Consider the following 25991-nt stretch of genomic DNA (forward strand, 5'->3'; position numbering starts at 1 on the left):
ATTTCCTGCTGCGGCAGCAATTTGTTTTCCGAATTTATCACCTGATTAAACTGTTAATAACAGCTTGAAATACAGGTTTAAAGTTGCTTGGTGTGGTTTTGTGTAACTTAAGATTACTGCAATTATTAAATTGCATAAAAAATTCCAGTTCTTTACAAAGTGCAAGGGCGAAAGCTTCAGTTTTCACCAACCCAGACTCCAATACAAGGTGCTGAATATGAAAGAGTGATTCTTTTCGATCCGCTTTACAATCCATTCGTGCAATCAAACTTCCATCCCACAAAATGGGAAGAGAAAAATAACCATACCGGCGTTTTGGCTCGGGCACATAACACTCAATCTGATAATTAAAATCAAAAATTGTTTGCATGCGCTTGCGTTGAATCAACAAGTTATCAAATGGTGACAGTATTTTTAGTTTGCTGCGGGACAAAGGTCTTTTCAACAATTCAAGCGAATCCTGCAAAGCGTAGTAGTTATTTTCACCAACAGCAACCTGAACCAATTCACCATTCGAATGCATTTCCTGCAAAGTGGAAGAAATAAGTGCCTTGGTGTTTTTCAGTAAATAGACCATTTCAGAGGCTTGTCCCAGTCCGTTGGCCTGCAGGTAGCTTGTGATTAGAAAACGTGCGTACTCATCCTGCAAAGGCGCTGAAGTGTCAATCCCCTCAGGCAGTACTCTTTCAGTAAGATCATAAACTTTGTGGAAATTTTGCCGGTAAGGAATCATCAAATCGCCCTGCATAAACAGATATTCCAAAGCACGTTTGGAGGGTTTACTTGCCCAATCCATTTTCTTTTTACCGGTATACTCAAAATCCTTCGCCATTAAGGGACCTTCGCTGGTAATGCGATGCAGCACCAATTTCATCATCTTCTCATCGCGATCGTACCAATGCTTCTGCCTGCCGCTTGCAATCTCCTGTTTACGAACCAAACTAAAACGGTAATCGCACATGGGCAAATAAGCGGCTGCATGAGACCAATATTCAAAAACTTTTTTGTCAGCAATCAGTTTCTCAAGGTGGGAAGTTTCATAACCGGGATTCCGATTCCACAATGTATGATGATGAGCCCGCTGAATCACCGAAATGGTGTCAATTTGAATATAACCAAGATGCTCAATAGCCGACAGGGTAGCTTCAAGCGTTGTACCTTTCTGCTTTACCGGAGGCAGCTTTTGTGATAGTAACACCAGTTTTCTGGCTTCTTGAATGGAAAGTGTTTCTGTTATTTTGGTCATGTATATCTTCCTTATTACTGCTGCGGCTCAAAACCCAGTCCGAACTATTCTATCATTTGACACCAGCAATATAGCAAACAGAATGCTAAGCAAAAATTATCGAAACCATTTTTATAAGATATAGAACAGCGAAACTAATTTAGATCATTAACCCGCAACAAGCTGCTGCAATGCAAAAGGAACATGTCCAACATAGCATAAATCCCCTTTTTACAAATCCTTTTGCGCCCTCTACACACCTTAAAATTCATGATATTTCACTATCTTTAGTAGTATTCTCTCTTACTCTTAAAACTCCTGTAAAACAGGACAACCTCTTGAAATAGTAACGCTGTTTTAATATTCTTAAAAATTACGAATTATGAAATTTGCCTGCATAGGAACATATCCCCCACGGGAATGTGGAATTGGCAGCTTCACAAGTGACCTGTATCATTCTATGGTGGGCGATATTACTCAGAATGAGAACGAAGGATTTATTATTGCCATGAAGAATTCGGATGAAGAATACTCATATCCGAAAGAAGTAAAACTAACTATTCAGCAGGAAAACAGAAATGAGTATATCGCTGCGGCAAAAAACATAAACAACAGCGGAGCTGATGTTTGTATTCTTCAACATGAATTTGGCATTTTTGGCGGGCAAAGCGGTATATACATCCTTTCCCTGCTGTACAGACTTAAAATACATTTGGTGGTTACCCTTCATACCATTAGTAATACTCCGTCGTACACCCAAAAAGCCATTCTAAAGGAAATATGCAAAATGGCTAATGTGGTGGTGGTTATGAATCTAAAAGCGATTGATTTTCTCACGGATATATATGATGTTCCCAGAGAAAAAATTGCATTTATTGAACATGGAGTGCCGGACTTCCATTTTGATCAGAAAAAAGTAAAAAAAGAGTTCAATCTCGAAGAGAAAAAAATCCTTTTAACATTTGGTTTTTTGAGTCGAAATAAGGGCATTGAGGTAGCCATAAAAGCATTGCCAAAACTCGTTAAAAAGCATCCAAATATTATCTATCTGGTATTGGGAAAAATTCATCCAGGTGTTATGCGCTCTTCGGGCGATGAGTATTTGGTATATCTAAGGCAACTTATTAAAGATCTTATGCTTGAAGATCACGTAATAATACCAAACGAGTATATTCCTCAGGAAGATTTATTTAAATATTTATATGCTTCTGATATTTATATAACACCCTATAACAACGAAGCTCAAATTACAAGCGGCACCTTGTCTTATGCAGTGGGTGCAGGTTCGGCCGTTATCTCGACCCCATACTGGCACGCCACCGAATTATTAGCCAACGGAGTAGGCCGCCTGTTTGATTTTCACAACTCGAACCAACTGACAGATATTTTGATTGAGCTGCTGGATGAGCCCGAGACCTTACATGCTTTGCGGAAAAATGCTTATGAGTTCGGGAGAAATCTAACGTGGCCTAAAACAGGAATTAAATACAATAATCTGGTGTCTGATAGATTACAAGACAAAATAGAAACAAAAGGGCAGTCATTTGATATTTTGAATATGCCCCCATTTTCGCTTAAACACATACACCGATTAACTGATGATACCGGAATTATACAACATGCTAAATTTAGTATCCCAAATTTAAAAGATGGTTACTGTTTAGATGATAACGCCAGAGCATTGTTAATGGCTTTGCTGGCCAACAAGGAAAAAAATAATTACAAGGCTCTCGAATTGTGCCCGATCTATTTGAGTTATATACAATATATGCAAAACGATGATGGAACATTTCGGAATTTCCTTGGCTTCGATCGTAATTTTCTTGATGAAGTTGGATCGGAAGATTCTTTTGGAAGAACCATTTGGGCTCTAGGTTATTTGCTTGGCAATGCCCCCGATTATTCATATTATCAATCCGGTGAATCCATTTTAAAAAAAGCAGTTCCTGTTTTCGATAAACTAAAATCAATTAGAAGTATTGCCAACACAATAATGGGAATCAGCTATTATTTGAAAAGAAATCCTGGCGATGATTCAATGACTGAGCTGTTAAGCCGTCTTTCAAATAAGCTGGTTGAAAGTTATGAAGCAAACAGTTCGGATGACTGGAGATGGTTTGAACCATTCTTAACCTATGACAATGCCATGTTGCCGCTTGCGTTGCTTCATGCTTCAGAAATACATAATGACGATAAAATTCGCAAAACGGCTTTCACTTCAATGGAATTTTTAATCAGTAAAACATTTACCAATGGATATTTATCGATAATTGGAAATGACGGCTGGTACGAAAAAAATGGGAAACGAGCTGTTTTTGCTCAGCAGCCACTTGATGCTATGGCAATGATATTACTATTTCAGCAAGCTTTTAAATTGACCAAAAACATAGAATATCTGAAAAAATTATTCAAAGCATACATGTGGTTTCACGGTGAGAATGATTTACGGATAAGTTTGTATGATGTTGAAACGAACGGTTGCTGCGATGGATTGGAAAGTTATGGTGTTAACCGCAATCAAGGTGCAGAAAGCACACTGGCTTATTTAATTTCACACCTAACTGTTCTGCAGGCGCATAAAGATTTCAAAAAGGCAAACTTCATAAAAAAAAGATCACATGGAAAAATTCAGCAGAATTTAATTAATTGAGGTGTTGCCGATAAAGTAATGTGTGCAGGCACCGCTGTTTTAGATCAACCAGTTACCCATTGTTTACACAAACCCAATAAGCACATGAAAACAGCTGTATTTATTGCATGGAGAACACCGCCAACAAAATACGGCCCGTGGGAACAGGTGGCTTCAAATATTGCCGAAGGACTTGTTGAAAAGGGAATTGATGTTAGCCTGTTTGCAACAGGAAACTCCAAAAACAAAAGGCAAATTGGAATTCGTATCGGCAACCGCTTGTTCCGGAATTAAAACAGTCCGGCAAATCAGTTTTTTTGGTGAATACAATTGATGAAGCAGTGCTTGCTGTTGATTCAATTAAATGGGTAAGCCGGGCTTATTGTAAAGAATGGGCAGAATCGAAATTTACTCAGGAAAAAATGATAGAAGCTTATTTAGATGTTTATCGGAAAATTTTAGAGTAGTAGTCGCATTTTAATAAAATCACTAAGCAATAAGGCAATACACAAATGGAAAAGACAGTGGAAATCAACAGACTTATTAGTCGGAAAACAATAAAAATAGTGCGCGATACTTCTCGGGTAATTACCCGTGCACAAATACCAGGTGACTTATCGCGCATCGATCATATAATCGACAGGGTTTTAAAGCTTAACGAAGAGGATGCCGAGAAAATAATGCATACTATTTGTGATAAATTCAAGGACAGACACAAAAATATAGAGAGGAAAATAACGGAACACTTTGATAATGTTTCGGAATTTTTACCACACGGCATCACAATCAGTAAAACGAAAAAAAAGCTCATTGGAGCCTGTTTTACAATGGAGTACTCCATTGAATCGGCAGCTCTTTTCAATCCTTCCATGATTCCTCATCCGGATCAAAGTAATTTATCCAAAGGCAGTCTGCGTTTTATAATGAGTTTGCGGGCAACAGGCGAAGGGCACATTTCATCAATCGTTTTTCGCAGTGGTGTCATTAATAAAGATGATTCAATTCTTTTCGATCCGATCAGCGAGTTTGTTGAGACATCAAAAATGCGCCACAACCCGTTTTATGACAGCCATCTGTTTCGACTAAAATTAGAAGATTTAAATGCATGGGACGAAACAAGCAGCCGGGTAATGGAACAAATACCCGACCGGTTTACTTTTCAGGAGTTAAAAGTAAGTATTGGTGTACTTCACATGGATCCGGACTTTAGCTGTAACCATAAAGTAATTAACACTTTATTTTGGTTGGCTAATTCGAACTACAACATACAGTTTGATAAGAGTTGCGGGATTTCGGAGCGCGTGATATTTCCCTATTCGGAAAACGAAAACAGAGGTATTGAAGATGCCCGGTTTGTTCAATTTTATCATGACACGGACGAATACATATACTATGCAACCTACACGGCTTACAATGGGGTAAGTATCCTTCCGCAGCTAATAGAGACAAAAGATTTTCTCAATTTTAATGTTATTACTTTAAATGGCAAAGCTGTGCAAAACAAAGGAATGGCATTATTTCCCCGCAAAATAAAAGGAAAATATGTAATGCTGTCGCGCCAGGACGGAGAAAACAATCACATCATGTTTTCGGATCATCTGCATTTTTGGCAGGAATCAAAAATTATACAAAAACCTACAAAACCATGGGAGATTATACAAATAGGAAATTGCGGATCGCCCATTGAAATTGATGAAGGCTGGCTTGTGCTTACTCATGGCGTGGGACCCATGCGTCAATATTCCATAGGTGCTATCCTGCTCGATTTGGATGATCCTACAAAAGTAATTGCACAACTTGAAGAACCATTACTCACACCCAACGAAGAAGAACGTGAAGGTTATGTACCGAATGTTATCTATTCGTGTGGAGGCATACTTCGCAATCATCAATTAGTTATTCCTTATGCCATGTCTGATATATCATCGGGTATTGCAACTATCGATTTAAGCGACCTGCTCTCCTGCATGAAATTTCAGAAGCAAGAGGATAAACCCTAAATCCCCTAAAGTGAACTTCAAAAAAAAAAGTTGCCTCTAATCTCCAAAAAGAAGACTTCTTCCTAAAAACTCCTCACAATAAGCCCCTTTGGGGTAATTGACGTTCGGTTTGAAGTATTTACCACGTGGTTTTACTCAAGTTTGGTCGTCGAGAGCAGTTTGCCAATGGAAAACATTACCTATTGGTGATCGAGAGGACATTGCCGCATGGTTTTGTTCAAATTTGATCGTCGGGAGCAGTTTGCCGCGTGGTTTTACCCAAATCTGCTCGTCGGGAGCATTTTGCCACGTGGTTTCAGCCAGTTTTAATCACTGAGAGTATTTTTGCCAACAGAAATTCCTGTTTCCAACTTGCTAGATGACAGTTTGCCAACAAATTTTATGAAACCGATACAATCGCGCACAAGCGGGAGTATCTTTATCATCGATCCTCAAATTCCAATTTGACAAACCTATAATATTCAACTAAACAGACATTTTAATCTTTGAAATAATAAACACAAAAGCGCTTTGAGACCCAAAAATAAAAATCCTCCTAAGCATGTACTTAGGAGGATTTTCTTGGTAGCCCCAACAGAACCCAATTTCAAACTCGCTAACAACTCTTTATCAGCATTTTGAGCTATTCCCCTCAGGTGAATATACCCTTATTTGTCCCCCTTATAAATATTCATTGAATATTGGGTTTTACGGCAATCTCTCTAATTAATCTAAATAAATTGCTATCAAGTTTTACCTTTTTAGACAGTCTGACGGGCTTGCTATGTGTTTTGCGGGTCATAGTAGCATTTCACTTTCAAACCCGCACTTAGCCAAAACTTTGATTTACATTAATTCAAATTATAAATTGACAAATCAAAGATTTGGCGATGTTGCAACAAAGAACTGCGGTTGATTTACCCGCTGAACCCGCATTACATATAGCTTTTGTTAGCTGTTGGTTTTCTATCATTTAGTCATCTCTTCATCATGTGCTTTTTGTCTAGTTATCCGTCCGCCACATAAATCAACAAATGTTTGCAAATCAAAAGTCACAGTATTGATGAAATTATTATTATTCAAATTGTCTAAACGATTTTCAATGTTATTCATTTGCAATAGTTTTAGAGTTTCTTTGAGAGTTTCCTTAAATAAAAACCCACCCTTATCCATACGATTTAGATCACCGTCATAATGGACTAAGCAATTTCTAAGACTTCCAAGCTCAGGGATTACAGGTGTTAAGTAGGATGGGAAATCTAAATTATATTTGTCTTTTAAAATGAATAAAGAGTAGCGAATATTCATAAATGAAGTAGAATTATTATATGCTTCATTTTTATCTTTACAGGATGTATTCCATTTCTTTATTACCGAACTCAGATATTGTTTCCAAAAATCTTTTTTACTCATATCATATTCTGTCAAACCATCTTTGAAACCGATGTAATCTTGTATAAATGATTCAAACAGATTTACTATATAAATAATCTGCATTTTATATGAAGCTCGGACAGCTTGATTATTTAGTGAATGCATTTGAGATTTATATTTAGGAACAGCCGATTTTATCATTGATTCATTTCCTCTCTCTATCAATTGAGTCATCCATCCGACATCATTCCCCAATCTTTTACTATATTCTCTGCAAATATCTATCATCTTGTTAATTTAATTTGTGCAAGTATCACAACTTGCAGCTAACGGACAAGTATATGCAAATGTGGGCGATTGCGGGCTTCAAACTTATCAGACCGTGAAAATTTAAAGCGGGCTACAACCCTTGAATTTACTGCAATCTCGCCCATTTTGTATATACAGTGTTACATAACGTAATTAATTTGAATATATGGTTCTCATGTCATATTCATTCCCCTCCATCATTACCTTAAATCCATCTTTACTTCCTGAATAAAGTACTTTCCCATCAATTAAGATAGGGTTTGTAATATCTAAAGGTCCATTTGTTTGATATTTCCAAATCAAGTCACCACTTGTTTTATTTAAACAGTAAATGTTTCCACCAGCTCCACCAAAATAAATTCTATTATCTACAATCTTAGCTTCGCTCATAATCCAATAATCAGTTTTGTATTCCCAAATTATTTCATCAGTCTTTAGAGATAAAGCTATAAATGTTTTATTATTTGCTCCAAAATACAAAATACTATTTTCAATTGTTGGGTTTGAAAGAACGGAGCCAGTTGTCTGATATTTCCAATCTATACTTCCAATATCAGGATTTATACAAAAAATGTGATTAGCTAAATGTCCTAAATATATTTTATTATCATAGAGTACTGGGGATGCAGGAGATGTTTTTTTTGCATCCCACTCCCAAAGTAATTCACCATTGTTTTTGTTGAGGCAATACATCATATTGTTATCACTGCTGAAAATCACTTTGTTTTGGTATTCAAGTGCTTTATTTATTGGAGATTTTATAGAATTAAATTGCCAATTTATTATCCCTGTTTCCTTATTGATAGATATTAAATATTTAGATTTATACGGAGCATAGATACTATTTTCTCCAATACTAAAATTGATAATAGAACTTTCTGTATTAATAGACCAAACCTCTTTGTGTGTTTTCTTTTCGTATGAATAAATAATACCATTTTCAGAGAAAAAATAAACATACGCAGAATCAGAAATTGGTGTACACCCGATGCGAGAATCAAGTTCAACTTTCCATTGAAGTTCTCCATTATCTTTTTGTACAGAATAAAAGGAGTTACCTCCTCCAAAATATACCGATTTTAAATCAGATGATGCTCCTGTAGCAACTTCATCGGTTTTGTATTTCCAAATTTCTTTGCCTGTTTCAAAATCTAATGCATATAGGTATGCTCCTTCGTTAGACTTAGAAACTTGAGAATCATTATTGCTATCAGTGTTTTTTTGACCATTACATGAATATAACAGTATAGTCAAAATAATAAAGTAGATAGGTTTCATCTTTTGTTGTTTTTCATGTTATGTAACGGTAAATTGTATGAGTAGTGGCAGATTGCGGGCTTCTTTCCTGTCAAACCGCTACACAGTTTAAGCGGGCTACAAACCTTGATATTTACCACATCACCTGCCATTACTTATACAAAGTGTTGTATGCTGGTGTTTATTGTTCAAAGTCAATCTGTTTCAAGTTTTTACAAATCTAATCTTTTATCTTAATCAATCTGCACTGACCTTGATTCGAAGCACGAATTTATTTTGTTTTTTGAGGGAGGGGAATCCCAAACCGCCCTTAAAGGCGGTACTTAGGGCTGGCTTTGTAAGCTCTTTTGCAAGTTTTGGTCTGAGCGTGGCTTTTGTGACTTGCCAATGTGCTTACAAATAGGGTGGGCTTTCCCGTAATTATCTTACTACTTTTCCTAATGCTTCTAATAGCTGTGGATTATCTTCTAATCCAATCCGTGCCACTGCGTAGAACTCGCTCATCCAATCATCCATCTTTGCAAAGGCTGCATCTTTGGCTTTTGTTGCATCTTGTGATTCTCCAACTTCTTTTAAGTATTCTGCTCTGGCTGCTTCCAGTTCAGTAATCAATGTGTTTGCGGCTGTTAAAGAGTCAGCGGTAATTGCTAATCTTGCCAATTTGGTCTGAATGGCTGTATCGGTGGTTGCTACGCTATAGAATTTCTTTGCAGCTTCTAACCATTTTATGTAAGTCCTTGGCATTTCTCCTGAAATTGCCAATTTATCGGCTGTCAAACTATCGTTACGGAATATAACCTTTGCTTTTTTGCGTTGAAGTTTAAAAACTTTCTCCAATTCTGCTTTTTTGTCGGAGAATGCTGCCGAAGCAGCAGAGGATTCGTCATCTTCGGTTTTGTTGAAATCGTAAGCTGAACGTGTTTCAGTCAAAAGGGTTTTACCTTCTGTGATTTTTGCGGAGTCGTAGCCTAACTCTGCCATAACTGTTGCAATTTCTGACTGTGTTTCTGCATTTTCTAACGCTACTCGATAAAGCTCTAATGTATCAGCTTCGGAATTTTTCGGTCTAGTTGCCATAAAATTTAATTTTTAAGGTCTGCCATTACAGCAAACGGGTTATTAATAATTACAATTTGGTTGCTTCGACTTACATCTGCTCTGCTACCAGCTACATATGCGTTGCTTCGCGTTGCAATTGTATTGCTTCGGCTTACAGTTCTATTGCTTCCTCTTGTAGTTGGGCTGCTTCGACTTACATTGTCCTTGCTTCCGATTACATTCCTTTTGCTTCTTAACAAAGCAGGTTGAAACTGCTTTTCTTTCTCCTAAATTTTAGAACTGAATTCTAAATATAACGATAGATACTCAACTAAATTACCTTTATGAAAAGTGTTGAATATATACGCATTAGTTTGATTGTAATTTAGAATTATTTGTCAATCATTTTTTCACTACTATCAGAGTAACGATGGCCTGCTATATCAATTTTTGCAATAGCCTCTTGAATTCCATTTAAGTCTTCTGAGGTTAATTGCACACCTACTGAAGCAGTATTCTCTTCCAAACGACTAATTTTAGTTGTGCCAGGAATGGGAACAATCCAAGATTTTTGTAAATAAATCCATGCTAAGGCAACCTGCGCAGGAGTGGCATCTTTTTGCTGAGCAATCTGTTTTACCAAATTCACTAAAGCCATATTGGCCAGTCGGTTTTCCTCTTTGAAACGGGGAATACCATTACGGAAGTCATCTTTCGAAAATTCAGTATTCACATCAATTTTACCGGTCAAAAAGCCTTTCCCTAAAGGGCTAAACGGCACAAAACCAATCCCTAATTCTTGCAAAGTATCAAAAGTTTTTGTTTCAGGTTCACGCCACCACATGGAATATTCGCTTTGTAAGGCAGATACTGGTTGTATGGCATGAGCCTTGCGAATATTGCTAACTGCTGCTTCCGACATTCCAAAATATTTCACCTTACCCTCCTGGATTAAATCCTTCACTGTTCCAGCCACATCCTCAATCGGAACATTGGGGTCAATGCGATGTTGATAGAGCAAATCTATAGTTTCTACATTCAGACGTTTCAAAGAACCTTCAACCCTTTGACGAATATATTCAGGCTTGCTGTTTAACCCGGCAGGTTTACCATCAACATAATTAAACCCAAATTTCGTGGCGATAACTACATCGTTGCGAAACGGAGCTAATGCTTCTCCTACAACTTTTTCATTCAGAAATGGGCCATATATTTCAGCCGTATCGAAGAAAGTGATGCCTAGTTCATAGGCTTTTCTTACTAACTTAATGGCTTCTTTTTTTTCTGTTGGCACTCCGTATCCATAACTTAACCCCATACAGCCTAATCCCATTTGAGATACTTCCAATCCTTGGTTTCCTATTTTACGTTTATCCATTTTTGTATGAGTTTTTTATTTTGTAGCGTTTAAATATTCCGTTTCTGAAACTGCACTTTTCCATTCAGCCCCTCCTAAATTTGTATTCAAACTAATGGCAATATGTGCAAATTCACTTTCGGGAGCTGCACCATGCCAATGCTCAATATTGGGTGGTATCTCCACAAAATCACCAGCTCGTAATAATCGAGCGGTTTCACCTTTTGCCTGATAATATCCTTTTCCTTTCGTGATAAAGAGTAGTTGTCCTCCCGGATGCGAATGCCAATTGGTTCTGGCTTTGGGTTCAAAGGTTACATTGCCATAAGCTGCATGCAATGATGTATCGGATGCTCCCATCATTTTTAACCATACCGTTCCTGTGAAATTGTTGCTTTTCAATATTTCACCTTTGGGGAAAACGGATTCACTAATTGCGTTTGTCGCTTTATCTTGTTTATAGTTGCAAGCTGTAATCATCAAAGTCAAGCCTATAAGAATGATTTCTAATATTTTTTTCATTGTATCTAGTTTTTATTCACTGTTTTACAAACTATTCCTTTTTAGTTTGCAATATTTCATTTAAGACGGCTTGTGCAGCCTTTGCTTCTTTTTTACCAATATCGGATTTTATAATGTTGACAAATTCGTTCAGTTGTTCTGGTGTGTACCCTAAATTCATGCAAATTGCAAGGTGAGAACGAAGCATTGGCTCAACACCTCCAATACTACTAAGTACAGACACAGTAACCAATTCTCGTTCAGCAAAAGTTAATACATCACGATCAAATATATCGGCAAATAAATGTTCCTTCAAAAAAAACTCAATTATCGGAGCAAAAGCAGCATAACCGCTTTGCGTATTACCTAAAGGTCTTCCTATTAATTCTTCAAGATTAGCTTTGCCACGGTCGTATTTACTTTTTTCATTGCTGACAGGAGATGCTTCCGCACCAATTTTATCGGTAATGCCTTTTGATTTTCGTTCTTCAAGAACTTCCAAAAAAGTTTGCAATCCTCGGATACTACGAGGGAAACCGCAATAGGCGTATAAATGGACAATTACTTCTTTAATCTCATTAACAGTTAATCCAGCATCTAACCCTTTATGCAAAGCAAATTTTAACTGTAAGAGTTCCCCTTTTCCTGTATATGCAGCAATTGGGATGACACTTTTCTGCTTTGTTGTTAGAAATTCTTCAGATTTATTTATATTTTGACCATACACATTACCGAATAAGCAAAATATTGCTGTTATAGCCACCATAGAGCTGATTGTGTTTTTTACTTTCATGACAAATATTTTATGATTAATATTTCATTTTGCTCCTCAAAAACCACCTTGTGATTGGACTTGCGACCGGAACTTCATTGCCTTTTCAATTAAATCTAATCTTGCTTTAGAAGGGTCTGTAGTAGCTATTGGCAGGCCGTTAGAACCAATAAGGAGAATTTCTTCACTTTTAGTATTGTATTGAGGCCAAGAAGCCAAACCTTCACCATTAGGATTTCCAGTCTTGGCAAAATTTGACCAATAAGTATTCATTATCTTAGCCAATTGTTCTTCTTCAAGTGTAGTTTTGGGATTACCCCAACGTGCATTTAGTTTATTAAATACATATTCAATTTCTGAACCGTGCCCAGCACCATATTTCATCCTCTCGTTCATAGAGGCAGGAACGTATGCGAATTGATACATATAAGCAGGTTCTCCGTTTACAATAAAAGTTCTTGCAGCAAAACGCCCCGGTTCAGCCCATACCCAATCAGTGTTGAACTTTGTAATCACATGATTAAATTCATTAGTTCCATCGGGGTCATAAATCATTTTTGCTTCATCTTGTAATTTTCCAAACTGTAAAAACAATGCTTCCTTTGAATCACTTAAACTAATAAACGTACCACCAATTTCACCACTACAACTTCCTATCATTAGAGGGATTTTTGCTTGTCGTCCAGAATTGTATGCACTTTCGGCAGTTTCAACCACAAACTGTCCATCGAGAATAGGGCCAGGATAAATTCTTTGGCCATTTTGTCCATAATTTTCCTGACCACCATCTACTATTTCTTCCACGCTTAAGGCACGCAATTTAGCAAGTGCAACTTCGTCAGTTCCTTCAATACCATGCTTCCGTGCAAAATTAACACCGATGGTTTCTGCTGAAACCGGATAAAGCGCATCCACATTATCTCTGTTTATTGGCCTGCCTGTTAAAACACCATCACGCCCACCTCCTGATTGACTTATTGCTTTATGAAAAAGTCCATGAGCATCAGGTATTGTCATTAGTGAATGTACTGCAACCCCTCCGGCAGATTGACCAAAAATGGTAACATTATCAGGATTACCTCCAAAAGCAGCTATATTCTTCTGTACCCATTCTAGTGCAGCAATCATATCCATAAAGGCATAACTTCCCTTCGGTTCTTCGGGATGTTCTTTGCTTAATGCAGGAAATGCAAAGTGTCCTAAACGACCAAGTCGGTAATTAAAGGTCATTAAAATTACGCCCTGTTTGGCAAATTCTTCACCCGAAGTAGCCTCACCTGCACCGCTTCCTCCTGTAAAACCGCCCCCATGAATCCAAACCATAACGGGAAGATTTGCATCCGCCTTAGTTCCGGCAGGCATCCATAAATTCAGATATAAACAATCTTCGGAAGAGCCTTCCTGAATAGTTCCGGGAGCAGCTCCCCATCCACCTTGTGCGCAATTAAAACCATACTCCTTGGTATCACGTATTCCTTCCCATACCTTTACAGGCTGTGGTGGTCGCCAGCGAAATTCTCCAATTGGCGGAGCTGCATAGGGAATACCTTTGAAGATAGAAACTTCTCCTTCTGTTAAACCACGTATAATTCCAGAGCTTGTTTTTACGATTGGTTCTTCCCCTGAAGAACCAGAAACAGTTGGTTGTTGTGCATACAAACTAAAACTTAGTATGACGGCAAAAATTGGGAGTAATTTTTTCATAATCCGGATTATTTACATTACTGTTTTAAAGGAGCTTCTACTTTTGATAATTGCAACACAGACTCAGGCAGTCGTTCTCCAACTATTTCAATGTTTTCTATTTCCTGATTGAATTGGTTCCATTCGTCATTTGAGAATTTGGTTGCATCTGCACCTATATTTTCCCGCATGTGTGCCATTTGTGTTGTACCGGGTATAGGCACTATCCAAGGTTTTTGAGATAGTAACCAAGCAAGAGAAATTTGACCAGGTGTTGCTTGTTTTATTTCTCCCCACTTTTTCAATAAATCGACTAGTACTAAATTCTTAGGTAAATTTTCAGTTGAAAACCTGGACTCTGCACCACGAATATCGCCCTGCGCAAAATGAGTATTAGCATCAATAGCACCTGTAAGGAAACCTACACCAAGCGGACTCCAAGGAACAAAACCAATTCCCAACTCTTCACACAATGGAATAATATCCTTATCTGACCCATGATATAATAAAGAATGTTCATTTTGAATAGCTGTAACCGGGTGCTCTTTATGTGCCCTTCTAACAGTTTGAATGCCTGGTTCCGAAAGGCCATAATGCAACACTTTTCCTTCTCTAATAAGGTCTTTAATTGCACCAACAACATCTTCAATAGGTACTTGTGGGTCAACACGATGTTGATACAATAAATCAATTCGGTCAGTTTGAAGTCGTTTTAACATGCCATCCACAACTATCTTGATATGTTCTGGCTTACTATTTAATCCCGGTAAGCGTTGTCCTGTTTCCTGGTCGATATTCCAACCAAACTTTGTTGCAACTACAATATTATTACGAAAAGGCTTAATTCCTTCCCCTAAGATTCTTTCTACTTCAAAAGGCCCATAAGCTTCAGCCGAATCAAAAAAAGTTACCCCATCATCGTAAGCATTACGGATGATATTAAGCATCTCTGAACGTGTTGGAATGGTTGTTTGATATGTCCGGCTCATATTCTGAACCCCCAAACCAACACTAGAAACCTCTAGTGTTCCTCCGAGCTTGCGATGGCTCAATCCTGATGTATTTGGATTGGATTTAACTTTCTTGTTTACTGAATTATTTCCGAAAACATTATTAGCACCTATTGCTGTAGCCAGCAATGTACCACCAGCCATCGCAGCCCCTGATTTAAAGAACTTCCTACGATTAATTCCCTGATTTGATTTATTATTCGTTGAGTTTTTCATGGCAAAACAAGTTTAAATGCAATGTATTAATGACCTCCGGGAGTTAGCAATTTTGTGAATGACAGAGAACCTAACATCCAGTTTTCACCTTGCTTTATATACACCTCTGTAACTTCAAATGGATTGGTAACCTCGTTGCCTCCAACCTCGGCTAATAAATCAATCCGGTTTAACAGGATGGCGGTATTGTCAATAATATTTACAGATACTTCGTGAATATCAGCTTTCTTGTACCAGATACCACCTTCTTTAATAATATTAAGTTCCTGTTCTGTTCCCCAAGCTCCACCCATGTGAACAAACACAGCTTTTTCGTGAAACAGCTTACTTAGTTTGTCGACATCTTTATCCGACATCCATTGCCATTTATCTTTTGAAAGCTGAATGATTTCCTTATCACTTTCTGTATTCTGAGCAATTGAAAACTGCATTGAAATAAGAATTAAGAAGAATACGGTACTTAGTTTTTTCATATCAGTTGGTTTTAGTGAATGATTATTTTACAAATTCTTTCCAAAAAACTCATTGAGTTTATCCATTGCCTGATTTACATACTCTGAAATATAATAGGTTTGTATGTGCGTGGCATTTGGGATAAGGTATAATTCTTTTTCAGTAGTTCCGGTTGCTTTCTTAAAAGCATCTTCTGTCATGTAATAAGTATCAGCTTTACTTCCGGCCATCATTAATAATGGTTGATTAATTAACGCCATGTTCGTAGTTGCATCAAAGGCCATTAAATCAATTAAACTGCTCATGGTGTACCTAAATGTTGAATTGGGATGAGCATAGGTAACATCGTAGTAGTAATGTCCTTCACGATACAAATCAAAAGGCATTTTATCCGCTATTTCATCGGTGATTTTTGTGTCAGCGGTATATAGTACCTGACCTGTTGCAACTTCTTGCGCCCTAGCTTTTGATGCAAGCTCCAATCGTTCCTGAATAGATTCCAACTGTGAATCCCTGAATCCGTTTTTTCTGACAATCCCTGAATTAAACATACTTAGTGTTGCCACTGCTTTAAAGCGTTTATCTGTTTGCACAGCAGCTAAAGTATAGCCACCACCACCACAAATTCCTAATGCACCAAGCCTTTCATAATCGACACCCTCATATTGTGTTATATAATCTGCCATTCCACGTATATCTTCAATGCGATTGGCAGGTTTATCAACATTTCGAGGTTCTCCACCGCTTGCTCCCTGATAGGATGCATCGGCAGCAATGGTGATATAGCCTAATTCGGCTAAACGTTGTGCATACAAACCTGCAACTTGTTCTTTAACCCCACCATTTGGATGCGCTACCACAATGGCTGGGTAACTATTAGATGGGTCATAATTTGCAGGAGTATAAACATTGGCTGCAATATCAATTCCATTCAATTTATAACTTATCGGGTGAATATTTACTTTTCCTTTTGCATTCTCTGTTATTGCATTCTTATAAACAAGTCCAAACGGATTGTCTATTTTATTTTTAGCCGAAGCAATTATACTTGTTGTCATAAGAATAGCTGTCAAAATTTGTTTTACTATTTTCATTTCTCTAATTTTTAAGGATTAGAACGGGACTAAAGGTCAGCCTTACTCTCCCCAAGCCATTTAACCATTGCAGGGTCACGGTGGTCGAAGAAACTTGTTGCTTTCATATCCAGTGTTGCAATTGCACCCATATCATCGGTTGACAGTTCAAAATCGAGGCTATTAAAATTCTGCTCAATTCTTTCTTTATTAACTGATTTTGGGATAACAACTACTCCACGTTGTGTTAGCCAACGAAGCACAACCTGAGCTACTGACTTGTTATACTTTGCACCAATTCCGGCTAACAACTCATTGGTGAAAAGATTATTTTTCCCTTCTGCAAATGGCCCCCATGATTGATGTTGCACACCATTTTCAATTAAGAATTTCTGTGCTTCAATTTGTTGGTTAAAAGGATGTGTTTCAATTTGATTTACAGCCGGAGCAATTTCATTATGAACTATCATGTCCATAACTCTGTCGGGATGAAAATTACTAACACCAATAGCTTTAATTCTTCCTTCTTTATATAATTCCTCCATAGCTCTCCACGAACCGTGAACATCACCGTAAGGCTGGTGTATCAAATACAAATCAAGATAATCGAGTTGCAGTTTTTTCAATGATTTTTCAAAGGCAGCTTTAGTTTTCTCATACCCTGTATCCTGTACCCAAAGTTTAGTGGTAATAAATAGTTCTTCTCTGGTAACACCACTTCTTTTGATGGCATTGCCAACAGCAGTCTCGTTAAGGTAAATTGCCGCCGTATCTATTAATCTATATCCTGTTTGTATAGCTGTTAATACACTGTTTTCACACTCTTTTAAATCTGCCATTTGGAATACTCCAAAACCAAGTATTGGCATTTCAATGCCGGTATTTAATTTTACTGTTTTCATATTTTTCTTGTTAATTATTCTGAATTTCTATTTAATAATCTGTACTTGAACTGATTGTTCTCCAATCGTCCAATTCTTTAATCTGATGTTCCAATTCGGAACGAGTTAACTGTATGGCATCTGTTCCTAACAACAAGCGGAATGGCGTTACTTCACTTTCGGCTATTTTGATAATAACTTGCGCAGCTTTCTTCGGGTTGCCCGGCTGAGTTCCGTGTGTGTGGTCATTTTCTTTTCTTCGTTTACCGGCAGTTTCTTTATAGTCTGAAATTTCTGTTGTAGTTCCCATTAGAGAACGACCTGCAAAATCGGTACGAAAAGCACCCGGCTCGACTACGATGACTCTAATGCCTAATGGTGCAACTTCCTTACTAAGTGCATCAGACATACCTTCTACTGCAAATTTGGTAGCAGAATAATAACCTGACCCTGGATTAGAATAACGTCCTGCTATAGAAGACACATTGAAAATAGTCCCTGATTTTTGTTTGCGCATACCGGGCAATACTGCCTTTATCATATCTACAGTGCCAAAAAAGTTGGTATTGAAGAGTTCTTCAACTCGATTTTCATCACCTTCTTCAACCGCTGCACGATATCCATGACCTGCATTGTTAACCAATACATCAATAGTCCCAAATTTTGCTTCTGCCTGTTCTATCACACGCTTAATTTGTTCCTTTTTGGTAACATCCAGTGCTAATGGCAAAGATGTTTTCGGATAATCTTCAACAATATCTTGAATATCTTTAGGGTTGCGTGCAGTTATCACAGCATTGAATCCTTTTTTTAACACTTCTTGTGCGAAAGCTCGTCCAAGTCCACTTGAACACCCGGTAATTAACCAGTTTTTATTTGATGTACTCATTTCTATTTGAATTTTATTTATTTAATCCTTTTTCTTGCAACCAAGCAGACAATACATCTGCTACTTGTTTGTTATTTAAATCGGACATTGGAAAATGTGTATTGCCTTTTATGCCGATTTCGGGTAAATGAACCACAGTTACGTCACCACCATATTTGTTAACAACATCACGCCAAAGTTTTGCCATTTCAAGTCTTACTCTCCATCCATCTGTTCCCGGATTTGAATCTGGTTTTTCAGGTATATAATCGCCATAATAAATGATGATTGGAATTTTAGTTAACTCCATGAAATCTTCCATTGAAACTTCCACAGGATGAAGCGGACCAGCTGAACTTTCCATTGGCGCTGGGATTTCACTCATTGGAAATACAAAACCACTTCCGGGTTCGTAAGAAACGACAGCTTTGATATTCTGGTTTTTAATAGCTGTAAGCCAACCCATTCCTCCAGAATGCGAATGCGTAACAAGAATTCCTTCACCAATTTTATCAAATAAAGCAGAAACAGCATCAACATTTAAATTTATATCAATCGGCCCAACATTGGGAACCATTTGTCTGAAATACTGATTTAGTGTTTCCTTATCTTGGGAAAATTGTACACCCGGGAAAAAATCAGGCCACTCACCAACACGAAAAGTGTTAAACCAAAATTGCTCATCAGGCGTAGGTGTAATTGTTCCTTCTTCCATACTTCGTGCGGCATTACCACGACGTGGTTGGTCTAATAAGTAAACACTATACTTTTTCCTTAAAAACAGATTTTGAAAACCTTCTCTTCCATCTGGAGTAGTTTCCCATGTTTTTGAAAATTGTCCTATACCATGCCACATCACCAATGGATATTTGTGCGCTTCATTAGGTATCTGATAAAATACATAAGCATGGTCACCATGAAAAGTCTGGCCTTCTGGTGTTCTTTTGATTGCATCAAAGGTTCCTGGATTTGATTTCATAGTGCCACCGACAGCGAAACTGCCTTGCTCTTTTATTAAAATAAGGTTATCCGTATTAGAGCAACTAATAAAAATCAACATTGATATGGAAACCAACATCAATTTTACAATTCTTATTTTGTTTGTTTTTCTATTCATAATTAAATTCATTTATCCGACTTAATTTCTTACAATACAAAATTATGGCTATTTCATAAGATGGTTTGTATATAGATTACTGCATTCGTAACCAATATTACAGATATGGGTAATGAAGTGTTTATTGCTATTATTTATTGCGTAAATTTGTTTTATAATTTACATGAAATCAATTTGCTATGATAAATTTTGAGACAGTAAGTGATTATAATGATTTCAATAATCATGAGACATTTCACCCTTTGGTTAGTGTATTAGATTTCTCAAAGGCTGAAATTAGGACAGGAAAAAAAATGTACTTTGGGCTTTATTGTATTTTCCTTAAAGATGTGAAGTGTGGGGATTTGATATATGGTCGCAACACCTATGATTATCAAAAAGGGACTTTGGTTTTTATTGCTCCCGGACAAGTTGTTGATGTAGCCAATAAAACGGAACCCTATCAACCCATGGGACATGGACTGGTATTTCATCCTGATTTATTACATGGTACAACACTTGGGAAAAGTATTAAGTCATATCACTTCTTTAGTTATAATACCAATGAAGCATTGCATCTATCTGAAAAAGAAAGGGGATTAGTACTCGATTTATTTGCAAAAATTCAGAATGAATTACAAGCGGGTGTAGATAAACACAGTAAAAAAGTAATTGCAACAAATATTGAATTATTTTTAAGTTATTGCGAACGTTTTTATGACAGGCAATTTATTACTCGTGAAGATGTTAACAAAGGAACCTTAGAGAAGTTTGAAAATCTATTAGATGAATATTTCCAAAGCGACCAAGCACAAAATATTGGATTACCTAATGTTTCATTTTGTGCTGAACAACTCAATTTATCTGCCAATTATTTTGGTGACTTAATAAAAAAGGAAACCGGAAAATCGGCACAAGAATACATACAGAACAAAGTAATTGAAGTTGCTAAAGAAAGAGTATTTGATACAAATAAATCAATAAGTGAAGTAGCCTATGAATTAGGCTTTAAATATCCGCAACATTTTAATCGCTTATTTAAACAGCGAGTTGGATATACTCCCAATGAATATCGGAATATGAATTAAGCTGGCACTGGGTGTGTCAGCAAAAAAAACAACTCTTTTGCAAACTTTGGATGCTGGGTTGGCTTGCAGCGGTTTGCAAATGTGTTGTTTTGTGGGCGGGGTTTCTTTCTTCTTTTGCGGGGGGGGAGAAAAAACAAAATAAATTCCCATCAAATTGCACCGCCCTATCCACGGAGTGCTAATCCTGTCAGTCCGTTTTTTGTAATTTATTCAATCAAATTTCAATGTGTCGTGTCGGTTCTTTACACTTGCATACAACGATTGTGAATGTGTAGGTACATTTATATTTCTTTTATCGATCTTAAAACATACACTTACACAGCTAATTTACATGTGTAAGTGTATAAATGAGATTTGTGTCATCAATGTAATGAAACCTAAACTTGTGCTAAAGTATTAAATCTTAACTAAGAATCATACTGTCAAACCTGTCATCTTTTCAATACAAATAAATCATACCTTAAATATGTCGTTATCCCGCTTCTATCTCGCTCGTTTATCCTACTTAAACGATCTTTCTGACAGCAAAACAAATCAATTTGGTAGAAATTCCCATTTCTCTAGGGAAATAAGCTCTTGCAGAAAGTAAAGCCTACAAATAGAGCTATAATAAAGGGGTTTTAAGGGGTATTTATCCCGATCTTATCTAGTTCCTATCCCGATCACTTATCCCGCTTCTATCTCGATCGTTTATCCTACTTAAACGATCTTTCTGATAGCAAAACAAATTAATTTGGTGTAAAATTCTATTTCTCTAGTACAATAAGCCCTTACAGAGAATGAAACCTACAAATAGAGCTATGATAAAGCGGTTTTAAGGGGTGTTTATCTAGGTCTTATCTAGTTTTTATCCAGATCGCTTAACCGTTTCGCAGGATATAAAAAAAGCCAAGTAATATTTTAATGGTTCATCTCAATTTCCAGAAGTTCAAAATATCAGTTGGCTCAATTACAAATATAAATAATCAGGCAATTACACATCTTCGGATTGCTCCTAGCAAGTTGGTATGATGCTTACTATTCCAACAAAAGAAAACGGAATGGAAAATAAATTTATGACTAGATAACGGAATGAAAATTAAGCGGGATTTATGCAATTCTAAAGAACTTTCAGGATGAATCTATAAATTGTAGGGATTTGGCATATTTAAGCCGTCAACTAGGTGTAACATGCCTAAATTGTTCTCTAAAGAAGTAATATTTTTCCGAGGAATTTGCTTGTTAAGAATGGAACTGAAACAGTATCAAAACAAAAACACTTATAACTGTGTGATGATAAGCGTTTTAGTAGCCCCAACAGGACTCGAACCTGTATCTAGTGTTTAGGAAACACTTGTTCTATCCCTTGAACTATGGGGCCAAAAGACATGCAAAAATATTCAAATCTTGCTAATCAACAAAACAATTGCAGAAAGCTTTTAAATAAATAAAAAATAGGTACAGATTATTCCTCTTCCTGGAACAGCTCATGAAGCACCGATAAGGATTTTAAATTGCTAAAACCATCGATTTGAAGGGCGTAAAAGTTCAAAATTGCGCGCAAAAGCACATTCACATCTTCTTTGCTCATTTTTAAATCTTTAACAAGATCAATTGAAGTAGAGAATAAAGAATAAAGCTTTCGACTTAAGCATTTTTCAAGACAATGTGCATGTATCCTGTCTTCCTCCACAAAAGAGCCATTATCCATATCAAAAAAAGCTTTTCGATCCGACCAATTGAGCTGAGGGTAAAAACCAAGGAAACGTGTCAGCTTACTTAAAAAATACAAATGAAATCGTCCAATAGATTCTTCGGTAAGATCAAGGTAACGTATACTATTGTACAGAAATACAAATAGTTCCTGATTCTGTTCTTCCTCCCGAAGCACTTTGGAACACACTTCGGTAAGAAACAGAACCATTGTGCTTTTGTAAACATCAAAAACCAAATTGTTTAGATTCTCGCAAAGCCGTACTTCTTTTATCGACTGAATATTCTTTCCTTCGCGATGATAAACTTCCATTTCCAAAAGAAAAAACGGACGAAACAAATTACTTTTCATACTTGATTTTTTGGATCTTCCACCTTTCACCATGTATGACTGACGACCAAACTTTTCGGTATACACCTGAACAATCAAGCTGGTTTCACCATACTTAATCTGATTCAGAACAATTCCTTTGGTCTTATGAATCATCAGAATTTAATTTAATGAATGAATAGTAATTTAATCACCTTCGATTTAGATCCATCGGAATTGGAACAGAAAATAAGATATACACCTGTATGAACGCGCGATCCATTGAAGTTTTTCCCATCCCAAATGAACTGTCCTCCGCCCGATTTTCCTTCCATCACCAAATTACCGCTAATATCGGTAATTTTTACCGTCGATTCTGCAATTAAACCGCTTACCACAACATCTCCGTGATAGGTTTCCCGAACAGGATTCGGATAAACATAGAGATTGTTGTACGATTCTGTTCCTGCAGTCACCGCACCTTTATAAGAAACCATTCCCTTATCAGTCACAAAAAAGACTTCTCCTGTTCCTGGGTTTACCGATATTCTCTGAATTGTATTCGAAGGCAAAGGGCTGTTTTCATTTGTAAAATGTACCAATTGTTCATCTCCGTTCTCTGAAATCAGGAAAACGCCGGAATTCGCTGTTCCCAACCATTTTTGATCGGCTCCGTTCAAAGCAATTGCATTCACACTTTCCGTTCCTAACAAAAACTGAGTGGAACCATCAATGGTAATTATAGGCTGATAAGCAAAAAAGTTCCCCGTCCTGAAAATATTCCCCGGATTCATATAAACAGCCACTCCACTTGAAGTTCCCAACCAAACATCCCCTTTCTCATCTTCAATTAAATCATAAACCTTCGAACCTATGCTTGAGTTATTTTCATCCCTAACAAAGAAAGAAGCCAGCGCATCATCATCCGTATTGGAAAGTGTCCCATTCTCATAAAATGCGAAAAGAGCTTGTTCAGGCGAATTTAAAACCCATTTATCGCCATTCTTAAGACACACAATCTTTTGCATATCTGCCCGATTGGCTAAGGTTGAATAACTTAATGAAGTCCATTCTCCGACAGGTGAAAGAATTTTTACCGGCGCAGATGAATTGGCATCTAAAATCCAAAGATTGCCATCCGAATCTGAATCCATTCCACTAATTCCTTTCGTGCCAAGAGGCGAATTTTCAAAATTCCAATTGACTTGATATTCATTGTCTTTAAATACAAATATTCCGTCGCCCCAGCTGGCTGCATAAATTAGCGATCGATCTCTTTTATTGTTTGTGAGTCTCAATAAATCAGACTTATTGCTGAACGAAGGGGTATTTTCTTTTGAATAATTAGTCCATTCCTGATTTTCGAACAAAAACAATTCGGCTTTCTCTCCAGAACCATCATAAGAAGCTGTTACACCTCCGTCCACTGCCCACGTTTGTTCTGCTGCCGAAAAAATATTGGATATATTGCGGCTCAGCGGGCCATCCGGTTTAATTTGATTCGCACGACTCCCAATTATCTCCTGTAATGATTTCTGATAATCAGCAGCAAACGTTCGTCCATCAACAACCAAAGCATCGTGCATTTCAGTAATACCCGAGTATTCCAAAACTTCGTTTTCAATCCCGTTCGAATTAAAAATCCGGATTTTGCCGGCTTGAATTACCCATAGGCTATTGTTAATATTTCGAATGGAATAAATACGATCAAGACTTCCGAAAAAGTTAGACCAACTGCCATTGCGGTACCGATACAACTCACTTGCTGTTTCGGACACAAAACGACTTACAATAACATCTCCATCAATAAATTGCAGATGTTCACATTTTCTTTGATATTCAGAAATCCCCTGCTCTTGCTCCCAATTATTAAAATCGGCCAAATTACCCGAAGATAAATCTGCTTTAAAAATGCCTTGATCGGTTGCCGCCCATATTGCAGATGAATTTATTTTGATGTCATTAACAACTAACTTTTCACCTCCTGCTCCAATAAAATAGGTGTCGGCGACTTCCATTTTATCCAAATTAATGACCACTATTCCAAAATCAGTTCCCAAATAGACAAAATTACCGTTTGCAGTCATCGAATTGATGGACTTGTTCTCCACCAAGTTGAAATTTTTGATAGCCGAAATATTATGAATGTTTCCATCTGAAATTACATCCAAATTTCCGCTTTCATATCCAATCAAAAGACTTTGAGAACTTTCTACCAACGCAATTGCTGAAATTTCCGATTCCGACAAGCCTTTTGTTTTACTGTAAGCTGCTATTTCATTATCGCTTAAGGAATAAGAAAACAAACCGGACTCAGTCAGGCAATACAAATTTTCACCACCAGTAAGCAGGCTTTTCGCTTTTTGATATGGCAAATGTTCCCTCCATTCACCAATCTTTATCTGGCTTTGAGCACTCAAAGCAAATATGACTAGTAAAAAAGAGAAAACATATCGGATTCGCAGCTTCATACAATACTTTTATTAGCAAGAAAGTATACTTTAAATTTTTAATTAAAAGAGCAGACTTTATCTCTTATGGCTCAACAGATAATCTACCAGTTTACGTACAGCCAAACCTCTGTGGCTGATTTTGTTTTTCTCTGTCATATCCATCTCGGCAAATGAAATATCATATCCTATTGGTTCAAAAATTGGATCGTAACCAAAACCATCAATTCCGCGCTCTTTTTCAAGGATATTTCCTTCAACTATACCTTCAAACTGAATCTCATTACCATCAATTAATAAAGAAATTACCGTTCTAAATCTTGATTTTCGATTTTCGACCCCTTTTAGGTTCTCAAGAACCTTCTTCATGTTGGATTTGGCATCCCGTTCTTCACCAGCGTATCGGGCAGAATAAACACCTGGTTCATTATTTAATGATTCTATTTCCAATCCCGTATCATCGGCAAAGCAATTCACATTAAATTTATTGAAGATATAACGGGCTTTTTGACTTGCATTTTCTTCGAGAGTTTCATGATCTTCCGGAATCTCATCGTTACAATTAATATCTGCCAAACTTAACAGTTCTATTTCTTCTCCTAAAAGATTTTGCAGTTCTTTTAGTTTGTTTAGGTTATTGGTTGCAAAAACAAGCTTCATATTTACTTTTTTATCAATTTAAGGATATAAAAAAACAACGGTCATACAACCGTTGCTCAAATATATAAAT

The 25991-nt window shown here is 37.0% G+C and carries 22 protein-coding genes and 1 tRNA gene; 5 read left to right on the plus strand and 18 right to left on the minus strand.

Translation table 11 applies throughout. From position 1 onward, the window contains the following. Nucleotides 1-37: 37 nt before the first annotated feature. A complete protein-coding gene (locus BZG01_RS10365) occupies nucleotides 38-1246 on the minus strand; it encodes a winged helix-turn-helix domain-containing protein (RefSeq protein ID WP_101309764.1) in 1209 nt (402 codons plus the stop codon). Between the two features lie 361 nt (nucleotides 1247-1607). Here BZG01_RS10365 and BZG01_RS10370 point away from each other — a divergent pair, with 361 nt between their 5' ends. From BZG01_RS10370 to BZG01_RS10380, 4 genes are all read left to right on the plus strand, one after another. Then, nucleotides 1608-3875, plus strand: a complete 2268-nt coding sequence (locus tag BZG01_RS10370) for a glycosyltransferase family 4 protein (protein ID WP_101309765.1) — start codon at nucleotides 1608-1610, stop codon at nucleotides 3873-3875. An 84-nt stretch (nucleotides 3876-3959) separates the two neighbouring features. Continuing rightward, the gene (locus tag BZG01_RS10375; protein ID WP_218973076.1) at nucleotides 3960-4148 is read left to right on the plus strand and encodes a hypothetical protein; all 189 of its coding nucleotides are present in this window, start codon (nucleotides 3960-3962) and stop codon (nucleotides 4146-4148) included. A gap of 26 nt (nucleotides 4149-4174) precedes the next feature. Further along, on the plus strand, nucleotides 4175-4321 hold the full coding sequence (locus tag BZG01_RS21390) for a glycosyltransferase family 4 protein (protein WP_143470880.1): 147 nt from the start codon (nucleotides 4175-4177) through the stop codon (nucleotides 4319-4321). 45 nt (nucleotides 4322-4366) lie between these two features. After that, nucleotides 4367-5854 carry a glycoside hydrolase family 130 protein gene (locus BZG01_RS10380; RefSeq protein WP_101309766.1) on the plus strand — a complete coding sequence of 496 codons (1488 nt, stop codon included), beginning with the start codon at nucleotides 4367-4369 and terminating at the stop codon, nucleotides 5852-5854. A 948-nt stretch (nucleotides 5855-6802) separates the two neighbouring features. On the opposite strand, the gene BZG01_RS10385 is transcribed toward BZG01_RS10380, so the two are convergent. The 13 genes from BZG01_RS10385 to BZG01_RS10445 form a co-directional block, all read right to left on the minus strand. After that, a complete protein-coding gene (locus BZG01_RS10385; protein WP_101309767.1) occupies nucleotides 6803-7495 on the minus strand; it encodes a hypothetical protein in 693 nt (230 codons plus the stop codon). Between the two features lie 174 nt (nucleotides 7496-7669). Further along, complete coding sequence (locus tag BZG01_RS10390) at nucleotides 7670-8794, minus strand: outer membrane protein assembly factor BamB family protein (RefSeq protein WP_101309768.1); 1125 nt, start codon at nucleotides 8792-8794, stop codon at nucleotides 7670-7672. Nucleotides 8795-9193: 399 nt separating this feature from the next. Further along, entirely contained in the window at nucleotides 9194-9850 is a 657-nt protein-coding gene (locus BZG01_RS10395) for a PQLLE family protein (RefSeq protein WP_101309769.1), read from the minus strand. A gap of 352 nt (nucleotides 9851-10202) precedes the next feature. After that, nucleotides 10203-11189, minus strand: a complete 987-nt coding sequence (locus BZG01_RS10400; protein WP_101309770.1) for an aldo/keto reductase — start codon at nucleotides 11187-11189, stop codon at nucleotides 10203-10205. Between the two features lie 15 nt (nucleotides 11190-11204). Further along, nucleotides 11205-11690 (minus strand): cupin domain-containing protein, encoded by a 486-nt coding sequence (locus tag BZG01_RS10405; protein ID WP_218973077.1) that lies wholly within the window; start codon nucleotides 11688-11690, stop codon nucleotides 11205-11207. A 31-nt stretch (nucleotides 11691-11721) separates the two neighbouring features. After that, entirely contained in the window at nucleotides 11722-12462 is a 741-nt protein-coding gene (locus tag BZG01_RS10410; RefSeq protein ID WP_101309771.1) for a carboxymuconolactone decarboxylase family protein, read from the minus strand. A gap of 36 nt (nucleotides 12463-12498) precedes the next feature. Continuing rightward, on the minus strand, nucleotides 12499-14145 hold the full coding sequence (locus BZG01_RS10415) for a carboxylesterase/lipase family protein (RefSeq protein ID WP_101309772.1): 1647 nt from the start codon (nucleotides 14143-14145) through the stop codon (nucleotides 12499-12501). Nucleotides 14146-14162: 17 nt separating this feature from the next. Beyond that, nucleotides 14163-15350 (minus strand): aldo/keto reductase, encoded by a 1188-nt coding sequence (locus tag BZG01_RS10420; protein WP_101309773.1) that lies wholly within the window; start codon nucleotides 15348-15350, stop codon nucleotides 14163-14165. A 26-nt stretch (nucleotides 15351-15376) separates the two neighbouring features. Next, entirely contained in the window at nucleotides 15377-15823 is a 447-nt protein-coding gene (locus tag BZG01_RS10425) for a nuclear transport factor 2 family protein (protein ID WP_101309774.1), read from the minus strand. Nucleotides 15824-15850: 27 nt separating this feature from the next. Beyond that, complete coding sequence (locus BZG01_RS10430; protein ID WP_101309775.1) at nucleotides 15851-16897, minus strand: alpha/beta hydrolase; 1047 nt, start codon at nucleotides 16895-16897, stop codon at nucleotides 15851-15853. A 29-nt stretch (nucleotides 16898-16926) separates the two neighbouring features. After that, nucleotides 16927-17778: an aldo/keto reductase gene (locus tag BZG01_RS10435; protein ID WP_101309776.1), complete on the minus strand. Its 852-nt coding sequence runs from the start codon at nucleotides 17776-17778 to the stop codon at nucleotides 16927-16929. Between the two features lie 31 nt (nucleotides 17779-17809). Next, nucleotides 17810-18646 (minus strand): oxidoreductase, encoded by an 837-nt coding sequence (locus BZG01_RS10440; RefSeq protein ID WP_101309777.1) that lies wholly within the window; start codon nucleotides 18644-18646, stop codon nucleotides 17810-17812. Between the two features lie 13 nt (nucleotides 18647-18659). After that, nucleotides 18660-19742, minus strand: a complete 1083-nt coding sequence (locus BZG01_RS10445) for an alpha/beta hydrolase (protein WP_101309806.1) — start codon at nucleotides 19740-19742, stop codon at nucleotides 18660-18662. Between the two features lie 179 nt (nucleotides 19743-19921). On the opposite strand from BZG01_RS10445, the gene BZG01_RS10450 reads away from it, so the two are divergent. Further along, complete coding sequence (locus BZG01_RS10450) at nucleotides 19922-20809, plus strand: helix-turn-helix domain-containing protein (protein WP_101309778.1); 888 nt, start codon at nucleotides 19922-19924, stop codon at nucleotides 20807-20809. A 1288-nt stretch (nucleotides 20810-22097) separates the two neighbouring features. Here BZG01_RS10450 and BZG01_RS10455 read toward each other — a convergent pair. From BZG01_RS10455 to BZG01_RS10470, 4 genes are all read right to left on the minus strand, one after another. After that, a tRNA-Arg gene (locus tag BZG01_RS10455) sits at nucleotides 22098-22169 on the minus strand. Between the two features lie 84 nt (nucleotides 22170-22253). After that, nucleotides 22254-22988 (minus strand): DNA repair protein RecO, encoded by a 735-nt coding sequence (recO, locus tag BZG01_RS10460; RefSeq protein ID WP_101309779.1) that lies wholly within the window; start codon nucleotides 22986-22988, stop codon nucleotides 22254-22256. A gap of 11 nt (nucleotides 22989-22999) precedes the next feature. After that, nucleotides 23000-25282 carry a type IX secretion system anionic LPS delivery protein PorZ gene (gene porZ, locus BZG01_RS10465; RefSeq protein WP_101309780.1) on the minus strand — a complete coding sequence of 761 codons (2283 nt, stop codon included), beginning with the start codon at nucleotides 25280-25282 and terminating at the stop codon, nucleotides 23000-23002. A 57-nt stretch (nucleotides 25283-25339) separates the two neighbouring features. After that, on the minus strand, nucleotides 25340-25921 hold the full coding sequence (locus BZG01_RS10470) for a non-canonical purine NTP diphosphatase (RefSeq protein WP_101309781.1): 582 nt from the start codon (nucleotides 25919-25921) through the stop codon (nucleotides 25340-25342). Nucleotides 25922-25991: the final 70 nt, after the last annotated feature.

The organism is Labilibaculum manganireducens (genome assembly GCF_002843385.1).
Taxonomy (GTDB): domain Bacteria; phylum Bacteroidota; class Bacteroidia; order Bacteroidales; family Marinifilaceae; genus Labilibaculum; species Labilibaculum manganireducens.